The following is a 21,484-nucleotide window of genomic DNA, read 5'->3' as shown; positions in this document are numbered from 1 at the left end:
CGTGGGAGGGAAGCGGGCTCCCCTCCCACGCGACCGCGAATCGTCTTTATCAGTAGTCGGAGACCCAGTCGGTGGGCGGGTTTCCGTTGGTGCCGTAGCAGCGCTGCATCGGCATGCCGCCCGCGACAAGGCCGAGATCGGCCTCCTCGATCACCGCCAGTTCGTCACCCAGATCGTCCAGACTCACGATCTTCTTGCTCATGGTCGTAACCTCCCTTCGCATCGAGCTGCGAGCCCCCCGGCTCGCGGACGTGCGGGCACGTCCTCAGCTCATGCGCCAAGCCCACCATCCGGAGATTGGAAGTGGCTTGGATGTGACTTGAGAGGCGGAAGTGAAAGAAGTCCGGTTCAGCCGCGCGCGGCCAGCGCCACGCGGACGACCTCGCGGGCCAGCAGCCGCGCGGGGTCCACGACGGGGACCGGGACCGTGGCCGGGTCCAGGGCGAGCAGCACCTCCGTGCACGCGGCCACCACGCGCCGGGCGCCGCGCGCGGCCATCGACCGGGCCTGCGCGGCCAGCGCGTCGGCGTGCTCGCGGCCCGCGTGACCGCCCTTGACGGCGGCGATGGCGGCCATGACCTCGCGCTGGCCTGGCTCGTCCGGCTCGATCGGGGTCACGCCGTGCCGGCGCAGCGCGGGGCCGTACAGGTCGGCGCGGAGCGTGCCGGTGGTGGCCAGCAGCCCGGCGGCGGGGACGCCGTCGGCGGCGAGGGCGGCGGCGGTGACCTCGACGATGCTGACCAGCTCCAGCCCGGCCTCCTCGGCCAGGCGCGGCACGAACGCGTGCGCGGTGTTGCACGGCACGGCCAGCAGCTCGCACCCGGCCCCTCTGAGCGCCCCGATGCCGCGCCGCAACTGCGGGGTCGGGTCCTCCCCCTGCCCGAGCAGGCTCGTCGACCGGTCGGGGACGCGCGGGTCGCCCCAGATGACGACCGGCACGTGCTCCTGGTCGCTGGTGGCGGCGGTCTCCGCCACGAGCTTGCCGTAGAAGTCGACGGTGGCGGCCGGGCCCATGCCGCCCAGCACGCCGACCATCCTGGCCCGGCCGAGCGAGGTCATCCGCGGGTCTCCCTTCCGGTGGCTGCGCCTGACGGCGGTCGGGGCCCAGGATCCCGGTATAGGGTGTCCCGACCGCTGGAACGCAGCAATCAGACATCAAGGGAGGATCAGTGCAGGATTCCGGCATCGAGCCGCCGTCGTTGCTGGCCGAGTCCGACCTTGAGCTCATCGACGCCCTGCAGATCAGCCCGCGGGCGAGCTGGGTGGAGGTGGGGGCGGCCGTCGGGGCCGACCCAGTGACGGCGGCGCGGCGCTGGCAGCGGCTCACGAGCACCGGCGAGGCGTGGACCACGGTCGCCCTCGGCCCCCGCCAGATGCACGCGCTGAGCATGGCGTTCCTGGAGATCGACTGCGCGGCCGGCGCGGCGGCCGAGGTCGCGGCGGCGCTGGCGCGCGAGCGCCATCTGATCACCGTCCAGCACGTCGCCGCCGGGCACGACCTGTTCGTGATCGCCGTGGCCCCGTCGATGGCGGCCCTGGCCGATCACGTGCTCACCGCGCTGCCCCGGGTGCCGGGGGTGGCCAAGGTCCGCACGCACGTCGCCACGCGGGTGTTCGAGGCGTCGTGCCGGTGGCGGCTGCGGGTGCTGCCGCCGCGCACCGCCGCCGCCCTGGCCAGACGGCCGGCCGCGCCGGAGTCGACCAGGGAGATGGACGAGATCGACCGGCGGCTGTTCACCGCCCTGCTGCCCGACGGCCGCGCGCCCTACGCCGAGCTGGCCAGGGCGGTGGGCACGTCCGAGCGCACGGTGCAGCGCCGGCTGACCAGGCTGGTGGCCACCGGCGACCTCGACTTCCGCTGCGACCTGGCACGGTCGCACGCGGGCTGGCACTCGGCCGCGCTGTTGTGGCTGCGGATGCCCGACGCGCTGCTGGAGGAGACCGGCCGGGCGCTGCTCGGCTGGCCGGAGACGCGTACGTGCGCGGCGCTCGCCGGGCCGCGGAACATGCTGCTGACGGTGGGCCTGCACGGCGTGGCCGACCTGCATCCGCTGGTGGTGCGGCTGGAGGAGCGTTTCCCGCACGTGACCGTGGCCGACCGGCAGATCGTGCTGCGCCAGTCGAAGCTGTACGGGCGGCTGCTCGACCCGTACGGGCGGTGCGCCGAGGTCGTGCCGGTGGACCCGTGGAGCCTGCCCAGCGCGGCCTGACCGGCGGATCCTTGAGGCTCGGCGCGGCCTGACCGGCGGATCCTTCAAGCTCGCAGCGGCCTGACCGGCGGATCCTTGAGGGTCAGCGCGGCTCGGGGATCGTCCCGCCGCGGGCCTCCCTGCACATCCCCGCCCGCAGCACGGCGGCCTCGCTCGTGGCGACGAGCTGCAGGTCGCCGACGGCCAGGGCGGGCAGGCCGAGCGCCGACACCGTCGCGGTGATCCGGCCGACCTCGCCGCGCACCCGGGCCTCGTCGCAGCCGACCCTGGGCGCGGGGGCGCCGAGCGTCGGCATGACCAGCAGGTCGATGCCCTCGATGCGGGCGGCGAACGCGGCCCGCAGCGCCGCCAGCCGCTCGACGGCCCGCCGGTAGTCGTCGTGCCCCATTCCGCCGGCGGCCGCCAGCTTGGCCCGTACCCCGGGGCTGTAGCGGGCGGCGCACTCGGGGAAGGTGCCCTCGTGCGTCCGGCGCGCCTGCGCGCTCACGATCGTCCAGTACGGTTCCAGCACCTCGGCGGGCAGGGCCACCTCGCGCAGCCGCGCGCCCAGCTCGGCGAAGTCCCCGGCCTGGGCGCAGCCCTCCACGACGCCCACGACCAGCCCGGCCAGCGACTCGGGCGGCTCGACGTCCTCGCCGGTCAGCGCCTGCCAGACGCGGGCGCAGTCGGCGACCGAGGTGGTCATCGGGCCGACCACGTCGAAGGCGGGGGCGAGCGGCGCCACCCCGGCGGCGGGCACGGCCCCCGCACGCGGGCGCAGCCCGACCACGCCGCAGCAGGCCGCGGGCATGCGCACCGAGCCGCCGGTGTCGGTGCCGAGCCCGAACCGGGCGATCCCGGCCGCGAGCGCCGCGGCGGTGCCGCCGCTGGAACCGCCGGGGGTCAGGTGCGGGTGGCGCGGGTTGCCCACGTCGCCCCAGTGCGGGTTCTCGCTGGTCACGCCCCAGGCGAACTCGTGCTGGTTCGCCTTGCCGACCAGCAGCGCGCCGGCCGCGTCCAGCAGCTCGACGCAGCGGGCGTCGGCCAGGGCCGGTTCGGCGCCGTACAGGGCGGAGCCGCGGGTGGTGGGCAGGCCGGCCACGTCGATCATGTCCTTGACGACGTACGTCCAGTTCCGCAGGGGGCCGTCCGGCGTGCGGCGGTCGTCGCGCCCGAGGCGGCCGAGGACGGGTTCCTGGCCGGCCTCGATGAGGATGTGCTGCCCGCTGTGGAGGCGGATCGCCTCGACGGACCGGGCCATCGCCGCCTCGCGTTCCACGGTGAAAGATCTCCTTAGCCTTGCGCGGGCACGGCGACGCCAGGTGGCGCGCGGCCCGGGGGGATGATCCGGCACATGCTGGCAGATGGGCCCCGGCCGCGTCGAGAGGCGGTTCAGACGGTCAGCTCGTCCAGCAGCCACTGCAGGCGGGCGGTCTCGCGGTCGGGGTGGACCAGCGTGAAGATGCTGCGGCTGATGTTGAGCCACGGCACGTCGACCACCACGACGTCCTCGCCGTGGCCGCGCAGCGCGAGGTCGGGGATGAGGGCCGCGCCGACGCCGGCGCCGATCAGCGACAGGGTGATCTTGAAGTCGTCGGAGTGGCAGACCACCCGCGGGTGCAGGCTCCAGTGGGCGAACAGGGCCTCGAAGAGCGTGGCGTCGCTGCTGGCCGGGTGGTGCATGATCCACGGCAGGTCCACGAGCTGCTCGGCCCGGTACGGCGACAGGTCCGGCCAGAGCCTGGGCAGCACGAGCCGGTACCGGTCCTCGGCGATCCACCGCCTGGTCAGCACCGACGGCCACGACAACCCGGTGTTGCCGACCTGGTAGACCACCGCGGCGTCCATCTCGCCGCCGCTGCCCAGACGGGCGATGAGCTGCGAGGACTCGGCGACCGACAGCCGGATCCCGGCCCGGTCCTCCGGTTCCATCCGCCGCATGACGTCGGCCAGCACGCCGGTGAAGCTGGGGAACAGCCCGAGCCGGATCTGCGGCTCGCTGTTGCGGTGCACCGCCTGGACGGTGGCCACCATGCGCTCGATGTCGGCCAGCACGGTCTCGGCCTGCCTGGCCAGCACCTCCGCCGCGCTGGTCGGCAGCACGCTGTGGGCGAAGCGGTCGAACAGCCGCACGCCGGTCTCCCGCTCCAGCGCGGCCATCTGCTGGGAGACGGCCGAGGAGGTGTAACCGAGCCGGTTCGCCGCCGCCGCGAACGACCCCAGACGCACGACCTCACGCAGTGTGCGCAGATGTTCCGGCTTGAGCATAAGCGTTCCTTGCTCTCAGCGCTGCTAAATGTCGTGTTTATATCGCTTCCTACTTCTTTCCGCCACTTCTACAGTGAGCCGCACCACCCCACCCGAAACCCCTGAGAGATCCATGACATGCGCGTATACCGCAACGCCACCATTCGCACCGGCACCAACGGCGCCCCCGCCGCCCAGGCCATGGCCGTGGACGGCGAGCTGATCGTCGCCGTCGGAACCGAGGCCGACGTGCGCGCGGCGGCGGGCCCGGGAGCCGAGCTGATGGACCTCGACGGCGCCGCCGTCCTGCCCGGCCTGTACGACGCCCACATCCACACGGCCCAGTACGCCCAGAGCCTCGGCGCGGTCGACCTGCGCGACGTGCGCTCCCTGGACGAGGCCCTGGCCAAGGTGGCCGAGCACGCGGCGACCCTGCGGCCGGGCGCCTGGCTGTTCGGCGGCCGGTGGAACAGCAACATCTGGAACCCGCCGGTCCAGCCCGACCGCAAGGCCCTCGACTCGGTCTGCCCCGACCTGCCGGTGGCGCTGCCCAACGTCGACGGCCACACCGTCTGGGCCAACTCCGCCGCCCTGCGGATGGCCGGGATCGACGCCTCCACCCCCGACCCGGTCGGCGGCGAGATCGTCAGGGACGCGTACGGGGAGCCCACCGGCATCCTGCGCGAGTCCGCCTCCTACCCGCTGCGCGCCCTCATGGTCTCCGGCGACCTGCGCGACCGGCTGCGCGCCGGCCAGGAGGAGCTGCTGTCGTTCGGGCTGACCAGCGTGCACGACATCGACGGCGAGGACTGCCGGGCCGCCTACCTGGAGCTGCGCGACGCCGGCGAGCTGAAGATCCGCGTGCACAAGGCGGTCCCCACGGTCGCCCTGGAGGCCGCCATCGCCGAGGGCCGCCGTACCGGCCAGGGCGACGACTGGGTCCGGACCGGGCCGGTCAAGGTGTTCAGCGACGGCGCGCTCGGCTCGCACACCTGCCACATGCACGAGGCGTTCGCCGGTGAGCACGACAACACCGGCATCGCGGTCACCCCGTACGAAGACCTCGTACGGATCTTCAGCAAGGCGGCGGCGGCCGGCATCGCGGTCGCCACGCACGCCATCGGCGACCGCGCCAACCGGCTGGTCCTCGACGCCTACGAGGCGATCGGGCCCACCGCCGGCCTGCGGCACCGCATCGAGCACGCCCAGCACCTGCGCCCCCAGGACCTGACCAGGATGGCCCGGCTGGGCGTCGTCGCCTCGATGCAGCCGGTGCACTGCACCACCGACATCGCGCTGGTGGACTCGCTGCTCGCCGGCCACGACCTGGCCTCCTACGCCTGGCGAGGCATGCTCAACGCCGGGGTCGCGCTGGCCTTCGGCTCCGACGCGCCGGTGGAGAGCCCCGACCCGTGGGCCGCACTGTACGCCGCGGTCACCCGTACCCGGCAGGACGGCACGCCCGCCGGCGGCTGGCAGCCCGAGCAGCGGCTGAGCATGGCCGAGGCGATCACCGCGCACACCCTCGGCGCCGCGTACGCGGCCGGCGAGCAGGACCGCAAGGGCGTGCTCGCGCCCGGCATGCTCGCCGACTTCATCGCCGTGGACACCGACCCGTACCTGGAGCCGCCGGAGGCGGTGCTGCGCACCCAGGTCCTCACCACCGTCGTCGGCGGCGAAGTCCGCTGGCAGCGATCCTGAAGGAGCACCCCCTCGTGAACATCCGCACTCTCTCCGCCCTCGCCGCCGGCGCGCTGCTGGCCGCCACCACCGCCTGCGGCGCCCAGTCCCTGGACGACGGCGGCGCCGCCGCGGCCCCCACGGACGGCGGCGCGGCGGCGGTCACGCTCGACCAGGCCCCCACCGAGGAGAAGGCGGCCGACGTGATCAACGCCATCACCCCGGACCAGGCTCTCGCCGCCAAGGCGCCGGCCCGCCTGAAGACGCAGGGCCTGAAGGTCGTCACGTCCGTCGGCTACCCGCCCATGGAGCTGTACGCGAGCGACGGCAAGACGGCGATCGGCTTCGACCCGGCGCTGGCCAGAGCCATCGCCAGGAAGCTCGGCGCCAAGGTGACCATCTCCGACGAGGAGTTCAACTCCCAGATCCCCGGCGTGCTCACCGGCCGCTACGACTTCGTCATCTCCTCGATGAGCGACACGCCGGAGCGGCAGAAGCAGGTCACCTTCGTGGACTACGTGCAGGCCGGCGCCGGTCTGCTGGTCAAGAAGGGCAACCCGGCCAAGATCAGCGGCCCGGCCGAACTGTGCGGCAAGACGGTGTCCGTCGTCGACAACGGCTCGTCCATGGAGCTGGCCGAGCAGTACGACGCCGACTGCAAGAAGGCCGGCAAGGCGGCCGTGAACATCCTGAAGTTCCCCGGCGACCAGGAGGCCCTGATCCAGGTCACCGGCGGGCGGGCGCAGGCCACCATCACCGACTACGTGGTGGCCGCCAGCAAGGCCGCCGACCCCAAGCTGGACGTCGAGGCGATGGCCCTGGACGGCACCGAGAGCCCGTGGGGCATCGGCATGAAGCCCGACGACAAGGAGCTCGTCGACGCGGTGAAGGGCGCGCTCGACTCCCTCATCACCGGCGGCGAGTACGCCAAGCTGCTGAAGGCGTGGAACCTGGACAAGCTGGCCGTCCAGTCCGCTGTCGTCAACGGCGGTAAGTGACCATGCGCACGGAACCCTTCACCGGGCCGTCCGGGGAGCACGTCCCGGTCGCCAGGACCCGCCACTGGGGCCGTCTGCTGGCCGCGGCGGTCGTGACGGCGATCGCCGGCTGGCTGGTCTACCTGGTCGTGGTGAACCCGCGCCTCGACTGGGGCAAGGTCGCCGAATACCTGTTCAACGACCGCATCCTCGCCGGGGTCTGGGTCACCATCGAGATCTCGGTGCTGGCGACCGTGCTGGGGCTGGTGCTCGGCGTCGCCGTGGCGATCATGCGGCTGTCGCACAACCCGGTGCTCAGCGGGCTGGCCACGCTCTACATCTGGTTCTTCCGCGGCACGCCGGTGCTGGTGCAGCTCATCTTCTGGTACAACCTGGCCTTCCTGTTCCCCGAGCTGGTGCTCAAGGTGCCGTTCACCATGATCGGCGTCAAGTGGGACACCAACGAGGTGATGACCGGTTTCACCTCGGCCATGCTGGGGCTCGGGCTGAACCTGGCGGCGTACTTCGCCGAGACCGTGCGGGCCGGGATCCAGGCCGTCGACCACGGCCAGACCGAGGCCGCGTACGCGCTGGGCATGACCCCGGCCAAGCGCATGCGCGTGATCGTGCTGCCGCAGGCGCTGCGGATCATCATCCCGCCCACCGGCAACGAGTTCATCTCCATGCTGAAGACCACGTCGCTGGTCTACGTGGTGGCCGGGCACGACCTGATGACCAACGCCAGCCAGATCTACAAGGCCAACAACCTGATCATGGAGCTGCTCATCGTGGCGAGCCTGTGGTACATGCTGATGACCGCCGTCGCGACCTTCCTCCAGGGCCGCCTGGAACGCCGGTTCGGCTCCGAGGCCGTACGGCTGGTCCGCGGCGGCGGGCTCGCGGCCCGGATCCTGCCGAAGGCGGCGGCGTGAGCCCCGTCGTGCACGCCACGGGCGTGCGCATGGGCTTCGGCGACACGCAGGTGCTCAACGGCGTCGACTTCACCGTCGCGCCGGGCGAGGTGAGCTGCGTGATCGGGCCGTCCGGATCGGGCAAGTCGACCTTCCTGCGCTGCGTCAACGGGCTGGAGCCGGTGCTCGGCGGCAGCCTGCGGGTGCTCGGCGAGGAGGTCGGGCACAGCCTGCGCGAGGGCCGCTACCGGCCGTGGACGCCCAAGGAGTTCGCCGTCTTCCGCCGCCGGATCGGCATGGTGTTCCAGCGGTTCAACCTGTTCGCCCACCAGAGCGCGCTGGAGAACGTGGCCTGCGCCCCCGTCCACGTCCTCGGCGTCTCCGCCGAGCGGGCCCGGGCGACCGCGATGGAGCACCTGGAGCGCGTCGGCCTGGCCGCCCACGCGCACAAGCGGCCCCACCAGCTCTCCGGCGGCCAGCAGCAGCGGGTCGCCATCGCCAGGGCGCTGGCGATGAGCCCGGAGCTGATGCTGTTCGACGAGCCCACGTCCGCGCTCGACCCCGAGCTGGTGGACGAGGTGCTGGAGGTCATGCGCGGCCTGGCCGCCGACGGCATGACGATGGTCGTGGTCACCCACGAGATCGCCTTCGCCAGGGAGGTCGGCGACCGGCTGGCCTTCTTCGCCGACGGGGTCGTGGTCGAGAGCGGCCCGCCGGCCGAACTGCTGGCCAACCCCGGGCACGAGCGGACCAGGGCGTTCCTGTCCAGCGTCCTGACCCAGGACCGCCCCTGAGGCGAGGGGGCTCCGCCCGCCGGAGCCCCCTTCCCCCTTCTAGGGGTCGCGCCGACGCGCGCTGAACCGCAGGAACCCGGCGGTCTGCGTCACGACGACGAGCAGCGAACCGGCGATCAACGCCAGCCACAGCCCCCGCAGCCCCCAAGCCCGCGCCGCCGGACCCGCCACGGACGCCAGCAGGCCGTTCCCCAGGACGGCCGACCCCAGCGTCCAGGACGACCGCCTGAGCGCCGTCAGCCCGGCCGACATCACGATCGCGCAGTGGTCGGCCAGGGCGTGCAGCACCGACAACGGCAGCAGGCCGACGGCGACGGCGAGCACGGCGGCGTCCGAGGTGAACAGCCCGAGCACCGCCTCCCCCAGGACGACCAGCACCAGCCCGCCGGCCAGCACACCGGCGGCGGCGATCGTCAGCGCCGCCCGGTTCAGCCGGCGGGCCTGGCCCGGCAGCGCCGCCCTGGCGATCTCCGGCGTCGCGGCCTGCGCGACCGCGACGGCGGCCAGCCCCAGGAATCCGTGCAGCGACAGCAGGACGGCGTGCGCGGCCGCCCCCTGCGCCCCGGTCCGCGCGGCGGCGTACGTCACCCCGCCCATGACCGCGAACTTCACCACGAGCGTGGCCGACATCGGGACGCCCACCCGCGCCATCCGCACGATCTCCCGCCACCGCGGGCGGCCCGGCCACGACGACCGCCCGGCCAGCTCGGGCAGGCGCAGCAGCAGCGCATTGGACACGACCACGGCCACGGCGGTGGACGCCACCAGCGCCACCCCGCTGCCCTGGACGCCCATCCGCGGCACCAGGACGAACTGCAGCAATACCCCCGTGGCCGTGCTCGACAACCCGGACCGGAGCACCAGCCTGCTGTGTCCGAGCGCGACCAGCACGCCGCCGGCGCCGCTGCCCGCCGCGTACAGCAACACCTGGAGAGCCAGCAGCGGCGGCAACGCCCCGAACTCGGCCACCACCTCGCCGGGCGCCCCGCCGATCCGCGCGATCACCGGGACGCCGAGCATGACGCCCGCGCCGGCCGTGCCGAGCCCGGCGGTGAGCCACCGCGCGTCCTTCAGGACGAGCAGCGCCTCCACCGGACGGTCCCGGCAGGCGGCGACGAACGGCGCCATCCCCCGCAGACCACCCGACACCGCCGCCGTCACGGGGGTGAGCACAGCGTTGACCAGCGCGAAGGCCGCAAGCTGGACCGTGGCCTGGCGGCCGAGGAGTGAGGTGGTGACGAGCTGGGCGACGATCCCGGCGCTCATGGACAGAAAGAGCGGGACGGCCGCGGCGAGCAGCGCTCGATGAGGTGTGGAGGGCATGACATGCAAGATCCCGGGAGCGCCTGCCCGCCGGGATGCATGATCATTATATCGGTGGGCCGCCCGTCCTGTCTGCCCCTTCGCGTCTCAGCCGCCGTTGAGGTGGCCCTGCTCAAGGGGGCGTCCGGAGCGTGGGTCGAGGGTGACCGTCCGCGCGGGCCGGTCGTCCAGGCGGACGTGTGCGGGGTCGAGCCAGGTCACCCTGGGCGGGCCGTCGTCGGGTCCGGCGGTGAAGCGCTCCGTCAGGGGCCATTCGCGGGTCAGGAGGCCGTCGTCCCGGCGGACCACGAGCCTCCAGTCGGGGGCGATCCAGTCGTCGGTCAGCACCTGCACCTCCAGCCCGCTGCCGTCCGGGCCGGGGATCCTGGCATGCACCCGCATGCCGGTCACGAGAGCGATCAGCCCGGCCATCGCCCAGATCATCACGAGCGCGACGGCGGGCGCGCGCGGACCGCCGCCGAAGGCGAGCGCCCCTGAGACGACGACCAGGCTCGCCGCCAGCGTCCCCAGCAGAACGGGCCGGTCGAGCAGCACGTAGTGCCCGAGGCCGCCGACCAGGGCGGCCGCCACCGCGACCACCGCCAGAACCAGCAGCCCGGCGGCCACCCGCGCGTGCGAACACGAAGTCGCGGCCTCCGGCTTCGGATCGTCATTCATGTTCATCGAGGTGCTTCTCGGCACGGCCGGATCAGCCGAACCTGACCTCCAGTCTGATCCGCTGGTTGGTCCCGCTCTGCTCGAAGTCGGCGGTGACCTGCGGGCCGAAGGCGGCCGAGCCGGTCAGCTTCACCTGGAGCGGGTAGACCTTGCCACTGGTGGCCGAGCGGTAGGTCGCGGTGATGCGGTACCGGCCCAGGGGCACGTCGACCACCGCCCAGCCGCTGTCCGTGTAGACCGGTGCGCGGCCGGAGACGACCTTGCCCTCGCTGCCGTCGATCAGCGGGCCGACCGGGGTCATCGTCAGCCGTACGTTCTCCTGGTCGACGTCCTCAGGGAGGTTGTCGAACCAGAGGTTCGTGGCGACCAGGCCGCCGTAGTACCGGCCGTCGGCGCCCGGCCGCCTGCCGGTCACGCGCCAGGTGAAGTTCCGCACCCCGCCCGCGCTCGCCCGGACGGAGCCGGTCGAGGACGGCTCCAGGTCGAAGGTGTACTGCCGCCCGTGGAACTGCCGCGTCACCGAGGCGCTGACCAGCCAGGACGACGGTTCGCGCGGCAGTTGCGCCCGGTAGAGGCCGTTGCCGTCGCTGTGCAGGACGATGTCGCTGTTGTAGTAGCGCCGGTCCTTCACCACGACCTTGGCGCCCTGGACCGGCCGGCCGGCCGAGTTCACCACCTTGCCCCGCACCACGTACGCCGCCGCACCGACGCTCGCGTCCGCCGCGTCGGCGGAGCCCGGCGCGCAACCGAGCACCGCGCTCAGGACGAGCGTCGCCCCCGTCCTGCCCAGCACCGACCGGGTCCTCGTCTCGCCCATCTTCTCCCCGTCCACCGACTGTGTCCTGACTGACCAGACCCTGGCCGCGGCTCCTTGGAAACGACTGGAAACCACTGGAGACGGCCGGTCGGGGGCGCCTGACCGGGCCGTCCGCGGCTGGGGCGGTGGGCGAGCCTCGGCTACAGTGGGGAGGAGAACGTGTATACGCAACCATTCTTCAGGGAGGCAGGGCCCGTCACGGCGGGCTCGTTGTTTTGAGAGGTCTGACGAGCAGTCTGGGACAGGACGAAACCGGGACCGTGTGGCGCGGCGCCCCTTACCCGGTCCTGGTGGTGGACACCGCGGGTGTCATCGCCCAGGCCAACGACGCGGCGCTGCGGCTGCTGCCCGGCGCGGTCCCCGGCGCGGCGCTGGCGGACAGCGCTCCCGCCTGGCTCTCCCACGCCCACGCCGCCACAACCCCTCTCCCTGACGCCGCCCTTCCCGACGCCGCCCTTCCCGACGCCGCCCTTCCGGACGGTGCTCTTCCCGACGGCGCTCTTCCCGGCGGTGTGCGTGGTTCGATCGGGGCGGCCACGTTCGTGGCGCGTCCGGTCCGCGACGGCGACGTGATCGCCTGGTGGCTGGCCGACACCACCGACCTCGACCGCGCCACCCAGGCCCTGCAGCTCGAACGCGAGCGCACGTCGTTCCTCGACAAGGCCTCCAGCGAGCTGCTGTCCTCGCTCAACCTCGACCGCTGCCTGGAGGTGACCGCCCGGCTGGCCGCCCGCCACCTGGCCGACGCCGCGCTGGTCATCCTGCCGCCCTACCGGCGCCGGCACCCCATCGCGTACTGCGGGCCGGACGGCGTCGTCGTCCGCGAGGAGCTGGCCGTCGATCCCGAGGCCGTGCCGGGTCTGGCCGAGGCGCTGCAGGGCTACCCGCCCCTGCCCTCCCGCTGGATCGACCCCGCCGCCGCCCCCGCCTGGCTGGCCCGCGACGGGCTCGACGAGATCGGCTCGATGGTGGTGACCGCGCTGCCCGGCCACGGCGTCCCGGCCGGGGCGCTCGTGCTGCTGCGCGGCAGCGGCCAGGCGTCCTTCTCCGACGGCGAGGAGGTCTTCGCCCGGCTGTTCGCGGCCCGCGCGGGGGCCGCGATGTCGGCCGCCCGCCTGTACGCCGAGCAGGCCGACATCACCGAGACCCTCATGCGCGAGCTCCTGCCGCCCCGCGTGCGGAGCCTGCACGGCGTCGAGGTCGCCGCCCGCTACCGTCCCTCGGAGCACACCGCCCGGGTCGGCGGCGACTTCTACGACCTCCACCCGCCCACCGAGCCCGGCCAGGAGTCGCTGGTGGTGCTCGGCGACGTGGCCGGCAAGGGCCTGGAGGCCGCCGTGCTCACCGGCAAGATCCGGCACACCCTGCAGGCCCTGCTGCCGATGGCCGGCGACCATCAGCGCGTGCTCGAACTGCTCAACGGCGTTCTCGTCAAGGGCGGCGACCGCTCCCGCTTCGTCACGCTCGTCCTGGCCTCGATCCAGCGGGCCGGTAACCGCGTCCTGCTCCGGGTCACCAGCGCCGGGCACGCGCCGCCGCTCGTCGTACGCGGCGACGGGCGCGTCGACGTGGCCAGCACCAAAGGCACCCTCATCGGCATGCTCGAACGCGTCACGAGCGTCACCGACACCGTGGTCCTGGAACCCGGCGAGACCTGCCTGCTCTACACCGACGGCATCACCGAGGCCATGGGCGGCCCGCTCGGCGACGAGATGTTCGGCGACGAGCGGCTGCAGGAGGAGTTGCGGCAGTGCGGCGGCATGCCGCCCGAGGCGATCACGGAACGTGTGGAGATGTTGTCGTCCCAGTGGGTAGGAGGTGGCGATCATGATGACATGGCCGTCATCGCCATCACCGCGCCGCGCGGGGCCCATCTGAGCGCGGTGGGAGGACACGGACGGGGAAGGTTCACCGCATGACGCACGCAGACGGACTCTCCGCCTGGCGCGAAAAACTCTGGGACGCCGCCGTCGCCGGAGACGAGTACGCCGCCACGGACGCCGCGCTCGCCGCGCTCGACCAGGACATCTCGCTGGAAACCCTGCTGCTGCACGTGGTCGCCCCCGTACAGGCCCGCGTCGGCCTGGAGTGGGAGAGCAACCAGATCACCGTGGCGCAGGAGCACACCGCCACCGCCGTCAACGAGCGGGTGCTGGCCGCGCTCGCCCACCACCCCGCCGCCCGCGCCGCCGCCGCGAGCGGCCCGGCGCTCGGGCGCATCGCCGTCGCCTGCATCGACGGCGAGTGGCACGCCATGCCCGCCCGCATCCTGTCCGAGGTGCTGCGGCTGCGCGGCTGGCAGGTCGACTACCTGGGCGCGCAGGTGCCGACGCACCACCTCATCACCCACCTCCACCGCACGGCCTGCGACGTGGTGGCGCTGTCCAGCTCCATCCCGACCCGGCTGCCCGGCGCCCACGCCGCCATCACCGCCTGCCAGGCGACCGGCACGCCGGTGATGGTCGGCGGCGCCGCCTTCGGGCCCGACGGCCTCTACGCCCGCCTGCTCGGCGCCGACGCCTGGGCCGCCGACGGCGCCGCCGCCGCCGACCGGCTCGCCGCCGGCCCGCTGACCCGCCCCGTCGCCCCCCGCCAGGCCGTCGACGACCTGCCGCACCTGGACGACCAGGAGTACACCATGGTCAGCCGGTCGGCCCGGGCCCTGGTCAGGGACGTCATGGGCGGCCTGGAGGAACGCATCCCGGCGATGGCGGACTACACGCCGCAGCAACGCAGGCACACCGCCGAGGACATCCTGCACATCGTCGACTTCCTGGCCACCGCGCTCTACGTGGACGACCCTGGGCTGTTCACCCGGTTCCTCACCTGGACGGCCGGCGTCCTGACCGCTCGCGGCGTCCCGGCGGGCACGCTGCTGCCGGCACTCGACCTGCTGGGCAGGCGGCTGGAGGACTTCCCGCGCGCCTCGGCCCTGATCAGCAACGGGCGCGACGCCGTGAGCGCCGCGGCCGTCCCGACCGACAAGACCCCGCTCCCCGGCCACGGAAAGATCGCATGACCGCCTTCGCCCCCGACCCGCTGACCCTCGTCCAGGCCACGCCCCGCCCGGGGGTGCTGCGTGTCGCCGTCACCGGCGACCTGGACTACAACACTGCGCGAGAGCTCCTGACCACCGCCCTCGCCGCGCTCGCCGACGGCGGCCTGACCGACCTGCACCTCGACTTCGACGGCCTGCACTTCTGCGACTCCAGCGGCCTGTCGGCGCTGCTGATGATCCACCAGCACGCCGTGACGGCCGGCACCCGGCTGCACCTGGAGCAGCGCCCGCGGGTGCTGGAGCGGCTGCTGGACGTCAGCGGCACGTACGAGCACCTCACCGGCGCCCCCGCCGGCGTCACCCAGCACTCCTCCACCCAGGACTGACCACCACCGTTCGTCCTGGGTCCTCACCCAGACTGACTCCCGGCGTCCGTCCGCCGGGATGCGGCCGGCCTGGTTCAGCCGGCCGCGGCCTCGTCGGCCGTGTCGCTCCTCGTCCTCGTGCGTCGCAGGATCGCCGCCCCGGCGATCGCGGCGGCCACCGTGTCGCCCATGGCGATGTGGTCGGCCAGCCCCGTACGCCGCATCATGTTGGCGCAGATCGGCGGCGGCGCGGCCACCGCCAGATCGCCGCCGGCCTCACGCGCCCGCTGCCACAGCGCGATGACGACGGACAGCCCGGTGGAGTCGAAGAACTCGATGCCCCTGAGGTCGAGCACGACCATCGGCGCCCCGCTGTCGCCGTTGTCATCGTTCCCGGCGCTGTCGCCGTTCCCGGCGTTGTGGCCGCCGGCCACGACGCCGAGCGCCCATTGCCGGAACTCGGGTCTCTGCATGTAGTCGAGCTCCCCGCTCAACCCCATGACCAGGCACCCGTCCGCCTGTCTCGTCTCCGCCCGCAACCGGGGCCCTCGCCAGCTTGTCTCGTCCGCTCCGCCGTCGATGCCGATCACCTCCCGGTGGTTCCTCTCCTACCCGGCCGATACCGGGCCACGCCGCCGTCTTGTGAGAAGCGTACGCATCCCAGGTGTCAAGTGCTGCCGGTGGAGTGCTACAAGGCGAGATGTCCGGTATGAAGCCGTGATGCAGGTAGGTTGGCCGACCATGGACGACCTCCGACGCCCGTTCCGCGCCCGCCCGCCGAAGCCCCGCACCGGCCGGGGCCGTACGCTCGCCTGTCTGCTGCTGGTGAGCGCGGCAGTCGCCGGGACGGCCGGATGCGGGGCCACGACCACCACCCCCTCCCCCGCGCCCACCCCCTCCTCGGCCTCCGCCACGGCGGCGGCCTCCGCTACGGCGGCGGCCTCCGCTACGGCGGCGGACCCCTCCCCGTCGGTGACGGCGAGCGCCGGCGCCTCCTCCGGCCAGGCGCTCCCCGCCCCCGGCGCGCCGCTCCCCACCGACCCCGCCCGCCTGGCGACGGCCCTGCGCGACACGACCACCGCCCTGAACGCGGCCATCGACCGCTGGCGCCCCTCGACGGGCGCCCCGCCGCGGGACGTCGAACTCCTGGCCCTCTACCAGCAGCGCCTCTACCGCCACGCCGCCCGCAACCGCGCCCTGGCCGACCGCGCCTTCGCCCGCCTGCCCGCCGCCCTCGCCGCCCAGGCCAAGGACAACGTCAGCGCCCTGCGCGAACTGCTGGCCCTGACCCGGCCCATCAAGCCGTCCGCCGTGTTCAAGGTGCAGCCGGCCCGTCCGGCCGCCGAACTGCTCAGCCACTTCAAGCGGGCCGAGCGCCGCTTCGGGGTGGAATGGGAGGTGCTGGCGTCGGTGATGTTCGTCGAGACCAAGTTCGGACGGGTACGCGCCGACAGCCACGCCGGCGCCCAGGGTCCCATGCAGTTCATGCCGGCGACCTGGCGCGCGTACGGGATGGGCGGCGACGTCCGAAACCCCCGGGACGCCGTCATGGGCGCGGCCAACTACCTCCACGCCAGCGGCGCGCCCCGCGACTACCGGCGGGCCCTGCACGCCTACAACCCGTCCCAGGCGTACGTGGACGCCGTCCTCCTGCACGCCCGCCAGATGCGCCGCGACCCGCGCGCGTACTACGCCTACTACAACTGGCAGGTCTTCGTCCTCACCACAGCAGGCGAACGCCGCCTGACCGGCCCGAAGTAGTCTCGGCCGCCGGGTCGCTTCACCGGACCCGGGTGTACTCCGGCAAAGGGCGGGGGTTCCTGGTCTGGACGCGGCGTTCCACCGCTCCCATGGCCTTCAGCAGCGGGAGGCGGATCAGGGCGTCCCGGACGCATCGGCCGCCCTCGGTTCTCGGCACCATGAGCCGGACGTTCGGGCCGATCTGCTGCTTCCTGGCCACCAGCGGACGATGGACGGCCTCGTACCGCGCGAAGGCGACACGGTGATCACCGCCGGCGGCGGCGAGCTCCCCCGCCAGCCGGTACGCCCCCACCAGGGCCAGCTCCGCGCCCGCCCCGGAAGCCGGCGAGGCGCACCAGGCGGCGTCGCCGACGAGCACGACGCGGCCCTTCGACCAGGAGTCCATGTGCACCTGGCCCAGCGCGTCGAAGTAGAAGTCGGGGTCGGCCAGGGCCGAGTCGAGCAGCTCCCGGGTACGCCAGGACGTCTCGCCCCCGAACGTCCGGCTCACCAGCCGCTTGTGCTCGGCGACGTCCCGGCGGTCGTAATCCAGCGGCGCGGAACGGAAGATGAAGTACGCCTTGGCCTGCGCGTGGTTGCCCGACCGGTAGATGCCGGCCATGCGTCCCGGCGTGTTGAACATCGTGACCCAGCGGTCCTCCCCGAGCGCGGCGTCGGCGTCGGCGAAGGCGAAGTAGTGGTCCTTGTGCCGGACGAACTCCTCCTCCGGCCCGAAGGCCAGCCGCCGCACGTGGGAGTGCATCCCGTCCGCGCCGACGACCAGGTCGAAGGCGCGGGCGGGCGCGTGCTCGAAGGCGACTCGCACACCCTGCTCGTCCTGGTCCAGGCTGCTGATCGCGTCACCGAACATGATCTCCACGTCGGCCGCCTCGCGCAGCAGCGCCACCAGGTCGCCGCGCATGATCTCCACCGAGCCGGGGTCGCGGGTGTCGACGCGGGCGACGGGCCGGCCGCCGGCGTCCACGAACTTCATGCCGTGCACGTCGGCGGCCAGCGCGCGCACCTGCGGCATGAGGCCCATCCTCGCGGCCACCTCGACGGCGTGGTCACGCAGGTCCACACCGTTGCCGCCGGCGCGCAGGCGCGGGGCGCGCTCGACGACGGTGGGCCGGAAGCCCAGCCGGGCCAGCCAGTGCGCCAGGGCCAGCCCGGCGATGCCGGCTCCGGAGATCAGGACGCGCTCGTTCACTGAGGCTCCTCGGGGTACAGTAACTGAAATAAGCGTTCCAGTTAACTATGTGGAATGAGCATTTCAGTTGTCAACACCCGCCGAGCCCAAGCGCCGTGCCGACGCCGTGCGCAACCGCCGACTCGCCCTCGACGCCGCCATGACGCTGCTGGCCGAACCCGGCGCGACGCTCACCGTCGAGGCCATCGCCAAGCAAGCGGGCCTGGGGGCCGCGACCGTCGTACGCGCCTTCGGCGGCAAGGACGCCCTGCTGGACGCCGCCGTCTCCCGTCTGCTGGAACCGGTCGTCCAGCGTGCCCGCGACCTGCTCGCCGAGACGACGGCCCACCAGGCCCTGCGGACCTTCCTCGGCGAGCTGATCGCGTTCCAGACCGCCCACCACGCCGTCAACGACCAGCTGGGCGGCCTGGACCTGCCGGCCACCGCCGCCCTGCGCGCCGGGCTGGCCGCCGCCGTCGAGGAGATGATCGAGGGGGCGCGGCGCGAGGGCACGATCCGCACCGACCTCGACCCGGCCGTCGTCACGACCCTCCTCGGCCGGACGGCCCTGGCCGTCGCCCGCGCCCAGCCCCCTTCACAGGCCCTCGCCGACGCCTACCTCACCGTATTGCTGGACGGCCTGCGCCCCACCAGATGACCGCTCGGCCTGCCTGCCGCATCACTTGTTGACGCAGTATTCGATCTTCGCGGCGGCCATCGTGATGTTGACGACCCGCTTGCCCAGCCACTTGTCCTGGAAATCGCAGAAGTAATCCCAGGTGCCATCGCTGTAGTCGATGTAGCCGGACCAGCCGCCGGGCTCCAGCTTGTAACCCTTGGAATTGAGCGAGTGGTCACCGGCGCAGTTATTGCTCCAGCGGCCGATGGTGCCGTCCGACTTCCAGTACTTGTAGACCAGGTAACTCGACTGGCACCAAGCCGACGCCGACGCGGCGGCCGGGCCTGGGGTGGCCACGATCGTCAGGGCCGCGCAGGTGGCGGCCGCCGTGGCGAGCAGTTTCCTCGTCCGATTTCCCGTTCCGAACATTTCTCGTCCTCTCCGGCCGCGCGGAACCACGGCGACACGAATGTTCAGCGATTTCACCGGGCCCTGTTCGCCCCGATGCCGGAAAGCCTGCCGCACCCGGAACGCGCCCTACAATGCCTTTTAGTCGTGCCTAAAAAGGGCCGCATCTGGCCGAGCGGCCGCGTTTGCTGGAAATGCCGAAGCCCAGGGAATTCCTGAACACCATCACCGTGTCATTCGGCTGAGTGCCCGGATCGGCGGGACCGCCACGAATCCTTTTCGAGAACCGAAGGGCGGCCCGCCGCGTCAACCAGGTGCGGGAGTACCGCCGGTTGCACCGGGCCGCGGTGCCTGCCCCCGGTCGCGGCCCAGGTCGCAGCAGGAACCTAGAATCTGCGGTCGAACACTGATCCGGAAAGAGCTGGGGGCGGCGGGTGGAGCCGAGCGGTGTGCCGGCCGAGGCCGACTGGCGGTCGCATCGCTCCGCCGTGTTCGGGGCGGCCTACCGGATCCTCGGCAGCGTGGCCGAGGCCGAGGACGTGACGCAGGAGGTCTGGTTGCGTGCCGCCGCGGCCGACCTGTCAGGCGTGCGTGACCTGCGGGCCTGGCTGGTGACCGTGGCCGCCCGCGCGTCCTACAACGTGCTCGGGTCGGCGCGGGTCCGGCGGGAGTCCTATGTCGGTCCCTGGCTCCCCGAACCGCTGCTGACCGTGCCTGACGCCGCCGCTCAGGTGCTCGTGGACGAGTCGGTGAGCACCGCGATGCTGGTGGTCATGGAGACGCTCACCCCGGCCGAGCGCGTCGCGCTGGTGCTGCACGACGTCTTCGACTTCCCGTTCGCCCGGATCGCCGAGGTGCTCGGCAGCACGCCCGCCGCCGGGCGCAAGCTCGCCTCCCGGGCACGGGCGCGGGTCGCCGCGGTCAAGGAGCGGCCCAGGGCGTCCAGGGCCGAGACCGAACGCCTGCTCAGGGCGTTCAAGGCGGCCGCCGACGCGGGGAACATGGCTGAGCTGGTCGAGCTGCTCCACCCCGAGGCCGTCTACGTCGCCGACGGCGGCGGCAGGGTGACCGCCGCGCGCCGGCCGGTCCACGGGGCCGGGACGATCGCCCTGCTGGCGGTCCGGCAGATCGAGATCAGGCGTCCCGACGCGTTCCAGATCGTCGAGGTCAACGGGCAGCCGGCCCTGGCGACCTACCGCGGCGGCGAACTGGTCTGGCTCGACACCGTGGAGATCGCCGACGGACGGATCACGACGTTGCGCAGACTGGCCAATCCCGAGAAATTTTCCCACATCGGTCACATCTGAGCCCGCTGTCCTGTCTCCCTGCCGCCCCCGGATCACCAGGGGCGACGGGAGAGAGGACGACACAATGGCACACGTTGTGATCATCGGTGGCGGTTTCGCGGGCGTGTGGAGCGCGGCGGGCGCGGCGCTGGCACGCGAGCGGGCGGGCGGCGCCGCGGACCTGCGCATCACGCTCATCGCCCCGAACGAGCACCTGGTGCTGCGGCCACGCCTGTACGAGCCCGAGCCGGACCTGGCCAAGGTGGAGCTGCGCAGGATCCTCGGGCCGATCGGCGTCATGCACCTGCGCGCCTCGGTGAGCACGATCGACACCGGCCGCCGCACGGTGGTGGCCGACGGCGCGGAGATCGGCTACGACCGCCTGGTGCTGGCGGCCGGCAGCCGGCTGGTACGGCCCCACGACCTGCCCGGCGCCGAACGGCTCTTCGACATCGACACCCTCGACGGGGCCCGGCGGCTCACCGGCTTCCTGCGTGACCGGGAGGACTTCACGGCCGTGGTCGTCGGCGCCGGGTTCACCGGCCTGGAAGCCGCGACCGCGCTGGCCGGCCGGGGCCGGGTGCTGCTGGTGGACCGGTCGCCGGTGGTCGCGCACCAGCTCGGCCCCGGCCCGCGTCCGCAGATCGAGGCGGCACTGGACAAGCTGGGCGTCGAACGCCGTCTCGGGACGACGGTGACCGAGGTCGGCGCAGGGTACGCCGTCCTGTCCGACGGCACCGAGCTCGAGGCGGACGCGGTGGTCTGGTCGATCGGCATGCGAGCCAGCGAGCTCACCAGGCAGATCTCCGACGAACTCGACCATCTCGGCCGGATACCGGTGGACCGGTGGCTGCGCGCGCTCCCCGAGGTGTTCGCCGCCGGGGACACCGCGGCGGCGGCCTTCGACGCCGAGCACACCGTCATGCAGGCGTGCCAGCACGCCACCCCGCTCGGCAAGGTCGCCGGGCACAACGCGGCGGCCGACCTGCACGGCGTGCCGCCGCGTGACTTCACCCCCGGCCCGTACGTCACCTGCCTGGACCTGGGCGACGCCGGCGGGATCTTCACCCGCGGCTGGGACCGCAGGGTGATGGCCTCGGGCGCCGACGGCAAGGACATCAAGGTACGGATCAACCAGGCGATCCACCCGCCGATCGACGACGCGGAGAAGATCCTCGCCGCCGCCGACCGCGTGCGCATCGAGCTGCCCTTCTTCCCCCGCGACGAGGAGACCGCCGGCTGAACCCCCTCCACCGGAACGCGGCGGCCTCCTGTCGCCGCGCC

General features: G+C 73.0%; 22 protein-coding genes. 12 read left to right on the top strand and 10 right to left on the bottom strand.

The genetic code is table 11. The annotated features are described in order from the left end of the window. Positions 1–49: 49 nt before the first annotated feature. Positions 50–202 (bottom strand): hypothetical protein, encoded by a 153-nt coding sequence (locus tag ACFYYW_RS25590; RefSeq protein ID WP_352322127.1) that lies wholly within the window; start codon positions 200–202, stop codon positions 50–52. A 146-nt stretch (positions 203–348) separates the two neighbouring features. Then, positions 349–1,059, bottom strand: a complete 711-nt coding sequence (locus ACFYYW_RS25585) for an aspartate/glutamate racemase family protein (protein WP_387652161.1) — start codon at positions 1,057–1,059, stop codon at positions 349–351. A gap of 110 nt (positions 1,060–1,169) precedes the next feature. On the opposite strand from ACFYYW_RS25585, the gene ACFYYW_RS25580 reads away from it, so the two are divergent. Beyond that, positions 1,170–2,210: an Lrp/AsnC family transcriptional regulator gene (locus tag ACFYYW_RS25580; protein WP_387652159.1), complete on the top strand. Its 1,041-nt coding sequence runs from the start codon at positions 1,170–1,172 to the stop codon at positions 2,208–2,210. Between the two features lie 82 nt (positions 2,211–2,292). Here the strand turns inward: ACFYYW_RS25580 and ACFYYW_RS25575 are convergent, their stop codons facing one another. Together ACFYYW_RS25575 and ACFYYW_RS25570 are read right to left on the bottom strand one after the other, a co-directional pair. Further along, positions 2,293–3,468 carry an amidase gene (locus ACFYYW_RS25575; protein ID WP_387652157.1) on the bottom strand — a complete coding sequence of 392 codons (1,176 nt, stop codon included), beginning with the start codon at positions 3,466–3,468 and terminating at the stop codon, positions 2,293–2,295. A 113-nt stretch (positions 3,469–3,581) separates the two neighbouring features. Continuing rightward, the gene (locus ACFYYW_RS25570) at positions 3,582–4,457 is read right to left on the bottom strand and encodes a LysR family transcriptional regulator (RefSeq protein ID WP_352322122.1); all 876 of its coding nucleotides are present in this window, start codon (positions 4,455–4,457) and stop codon (positions 3,582–3,584) included. Positions 4,458–4,574: 117 nt separating this feature from the next. On the opposite strand from ACFYYW_RS25570, the gene ACFYYW_RS25565 reads away from it, so the two are divergent. From ACFYYW_RS25565 to ACFYYW_RS25550, 4 genes are read left to right on the top strand one after another with little or no spacing between them, the layout of a single operon-like run. After that, positions 4,575–6,137 carry an amidohydrolase gene (locus tag ACFYYW_RS25565; RefSeq protein ID WP_387652155.1) on the top strand — a complete coding sequence of 521 codons (1,563 nt, stop codon included), beginning with the start codon at positions 4,575–4,577 and terminating at the stop codon, positions 6,135–6,137. A 14-nt stretch (positions 6,138–6,151) separates the two neighbouring features. Continuing rightward, on the top strand, positions 6,152–7,114 hold the full coding sequence (locus ACFYYW_RS25560) for an ABC transporter substrate-binding protein (RefSeq protein WP_387652153.1): 963 nt from the start codon (positions 6,152–6,154) through the stop codon (positions 7,112–7,114). A 2-nt stretch (positions 7,115–7,116) separates the two neighbouring features. Then, positions 7,117–8,025 (top strand): amino acid ABC transporter permease, encoded by a 909-nt coding sequence (locus ACFYYW_RS25555; RefSeq protein ID WP_352322116.1) that lies wholly within the window; start codon positions 7,117–7,119, stop codon positions 8,023–8,025. A gap of 29 nt (positions 8,026–8,054) precedes the next feature. Continuing rightward, positions 8,055–8,798 (top strand): amino acid ABC transporter ATP-binding protein, encoded by a 744-nt coding sequence (locus tag ACFYYW_RS25550; RefSeq protein ID WP_387652578.1) that lies wholly within the window; start codon positions 8,055–8,057, stop codon positions 8,796–8,798. Between the two features lie 39 nt (positions 8,799–8,837). Here ACFYYW_RS25550 and ACFYYW_RS25545 read toward each other — a convergent pair whose 3' ends face one another. From ACFYYW_RS25545 to ACFYYW_RS25535, 3 genes are all read right to left on the bottom strand, one after another. Next, a complete protein-coding gene (locus ACFYYW_RS25545) occupies positions 8,838–10,121 on the bottom strand; it encodes an MATE family efflux transporter (protein WP_387652150.1) in 1,284 nt (427 codons plus the stop codon). Between the two features lie 87 nt (positions 10,122–10,208). Then, positions 10,209–10,784 carry a hypothetical protein gene (locus tag ACFYYW_RS25540; protein WP_387652148.1) on the bottom strand — a complete coding sequence of 192 codons (576 nt, stop codon included), beginning with the start codon at positions 10,782–10,784 and terminating at the stop codon, positions 10,209–10,211. Between the two features lie 25 nt (positions 10,785–10,809). Next, a complete protein-coding gene (locus tag ACFYYW_RS25535) occupies positions 10,810–11,610 on the bottom strand; it encodes a hypothetical protein (protein ID WP_387652146.1) in 801 nt (266 codons plus the stop codon). A gap of 275 nt (positions 11,611–11,885) precedes the next feature. Between ACFYYW_RS25535 and ACFYYW_RS25530 the strand changes: the two genes are divergently transcribed. The 3 genes from ACFYYW_RS25530 to ACFYYW_RS25520 are packed head-to-tail and all read left to right on the top strand — an operon-like array spanning position 11,886 to position 14,979. Next, positions 11,886–13,514, top strand: coding sequence for a PP2C family protein-serine/threonine phosphatase (locus tag ACFYYW_RS25530; RefSeq protein ID WP_387652144.1), 1,629 nt, complete (start codon positions 11,886–11,888; stop codon positions 13,512–13,514). Then, a complete protein-coding gene (locus ACFYYW_RS25525; protein WP_387652142.1) occupies positions 13,511–14,614 on the top strand; it encodes a B12-binding domain-containing protein in 1,104 nt (367 codons plus the stop codon). Before ACFYYW_RS25530 ends, ACFYYW_RS25525 begins: the two co-directional genes overlap by 4 nt. Then, complete coding sequence (locus tag ACFYYW_RS25520; protein WP_387652140.1) at positions 14,611–14,979, top strand: STAS domain-containing protein; 369 nt, start codon at positions 14,611–14,613, stop codon at positions 14,977–14,979. The genes ACFYYW_RS25525 and ACFYYW_RS25520 overlap by 4 nt, the downstream gene beginning before the upstream one ends. Before the next feature lie 74 nt (positions 14,980–15,053). Here ACFYYW_RS25520 and ACFYYW_RS25515 read toward each other — a convergent pair whose 3' ends face one another. Further along, positions 15,054–15,548 carry an STAS domain-containing protein gene (locus tag ACFYYW_RS25515; RefSeq protein WP_387652138.1) on the bottom strand — a complete coding sequence of 165 codons (495 nt, stop codon included), beginning with the start codon at positions 15,546–15,548 and terminating at the stop codon, positions 15,054–15,056. Between the two features lie 151 nt (positions 15,549–15,699). Between ACFYYW_RS25515 and ACFYYW_RS25510 the strand changes: the two genes are divergently transcribed. Next, entirely contained in the window at positions 15,700–16,719 is a 1,020-nt protein-coding gene (locus tag ACFYYW_RS25510; RefSeq protein WP_387652136.1) for a lytic murein transglycosylase, read from the top strand. Between the two features lie 19 nt (positions 16,720–16,738). Here ACFYYW_RS25510 and ACFYYW_RS25505 read toward each other — a convergent pair whose 3' ends face one another. Beyond that, positions 16,739–17,908: an FAD-dependent monooxygenase gene (locus tag ACFYYW_RS25505; RefSeq protein ID WP_387652134.1), complete on the bottom strand. Its 1,170-nt coding sequence runs from the start codon at positions 17,906–17,908 to the stop codon at positions 16,739–16,741. Between the two features lie 67 nt (positions 17,909–17,975). On the opposite strand from ACFYYW_RS25505, the gene ACFYYW_RS25500 reads away from it, so the two are divergent. Further along, on the top strand, positions 17,976–18,545 hold the full coding sequence (locus ACFYYW_RS25500) for a TetR/AcrR family transcriptional regulator (RefSeq protein ID WP_387652133.1): 570 nt from the start codon (positions 17,976–17,978) through the stop codon (positions 18,543–18,545). A gap of 21 nt (positions 18,546–18,566) precedes the next feature. Here the strand turns inward: ACFYYW_RS25500 and ACFYYW_RS25495 are convergent, their stop codons facing one another. Further along, positions 18,567–18,992: a hypothetical protein gene (locus ACFYYW_RS25495; RefSeq protein ID WP_387652131.1), complete on the bottom strand. Its 426-nt coding sequence runs from the start codon at positions 18,990–18,992 to the stop codon at positions 18,567–18,569. A 356-nt stretch (positions 18,993–19,348) separates the two neighbouring features. On the opposite strand from ACFYYW_RS25495, the gene sigJ reads away from it, so the two are divergent. Both sigJ and ACFYYW_RS25485 read left to right on the top strand, forming a co-directional pair. Then, the gene (gene sigJ, locus ACFYYW_RS25490) at positions 19,349–20,221 is read left to right on the top strand and encodes an RNA polymerase sigma factor SigJ (RefSeq protein WP_387652129.1); all 873 of its coding nucleotides are present in this window, start codon (positions 19,349–19,351) and stop codon (positions 20,219–20,221) included. 64 nt (positions 20,222–20,285) lie between these two features. Beyond that, positions 20,286–21,443, top strand: a complete 1,158-nt coding sequence (locus ACFYYW_RS25485; RefSeq protein WP_387652127.1) for an NAD(P)/FAD-dependent oxidoreductase — start codon at positions 20,286–20,288, stop codon at positions 21,441–21,443. Positions 21,444–21,484 lie beyond the last annotated feature (41 nt).

It is taken from the genome of Nonomuraea sp. NPDC001831 (genome assembly GCF_042892035.1).
Lineage (GTDB): Bacteria > Actinomycetota > Actinomycetes > Streptosporangiales > Streptosporangiaceae > Nonomuraea.
This window is presented reverse-complemented; position numbering and strand designations above follow the sequence as displayed.

Bases quoted from the DNA above. Each gene is read 5' to 3' on its own strand.
- ACFYYW_RS25590 (WP_352322127.1), bottom strand. From the start codon at position 202: ATGAGCAAGAAGATCGTGAGTCTGGACGATCTGGGTGACGAACTGGCG.
- ACFYYW_RS25585 (WP_387652161.1), bottom strand. From the start codon at position 1,059: ATGACCTCGCTCGGCCGGGCCAGGATGGTCGGCGTGCTGGGCGGCATG.
- ACFYYW_RS25570 (WP_352322122.1), bottom strand. From the start codon at position 4,457: ATGCTCAAGCCGGAACATCTGCGCACACTGCGTGAGGTCGTGCGTCTG.
- ACFYYW_RS25565 (WP_387652155.1), top strand. From the start codon at position 4,575: ATGCGCGTATACCGCAACGCCACCATTCGCACCGGCACCAACGGCGCC.
- ACFYYW_RS25555 (WP_352322116.1), top strand. From the start codon at position 7,117: ATGCGCACGGAACCCTTCACCGGGCCGTCCGGGGAGCACGTCCCGGTC.
- ACFYYW_RS25550 (WP_387652578.1), top strand. From the start codon at position 8,055: ATGGGCTTCGGCGACACGCAGGTGCTCAACGGCGTCGACTTCACCGTC.
- ACFYYW_RS25545 (WP_387652150.1), bottom strand. From the start codon at position 10,121: ATGCCCTCCACACCTCATCGAGCGCTGCTCGCCGCGGCCGTCCCGCTC.
- ACFYYW_RS25540 (WP_387652148.1), bottom strand. From the start codon at position 10,784: ATGAACATGAATGACGATCCGAAGCCGGAGGCCGCGACTTCGTGTTCG.
- ACFYYW_RS25525 (WP_387652142.1), top strand. From the start codon at position 13,511: ATGACGCACGCAGACGGACTCTCCGCCTGGCGCGAAAAACTCTGGGAC.
- ACFYYW_RS25520 (WP_387652140.1), top strand. From the start codon at position 14,611: ATGACCGCCTTCGCCCCCGACCCGCTGACCCTCGTCCAGGCCACGCCC.
- ACFYYW_RS25510 (WP_387652136.1), top strand. From the start codon at position 15,700: ATGGACGACCTCCGACGCCCGTTCCGCGCCCGCCCGCCGAAGCCCCGC.
- ACFYYW_RS25485 (WP_387652127.1), top strand. From the start codon at position 20,286: ATGGCACACGTTGTGATCATCGGTGGCGGTTTCGCGGGCGTGTGGAGC.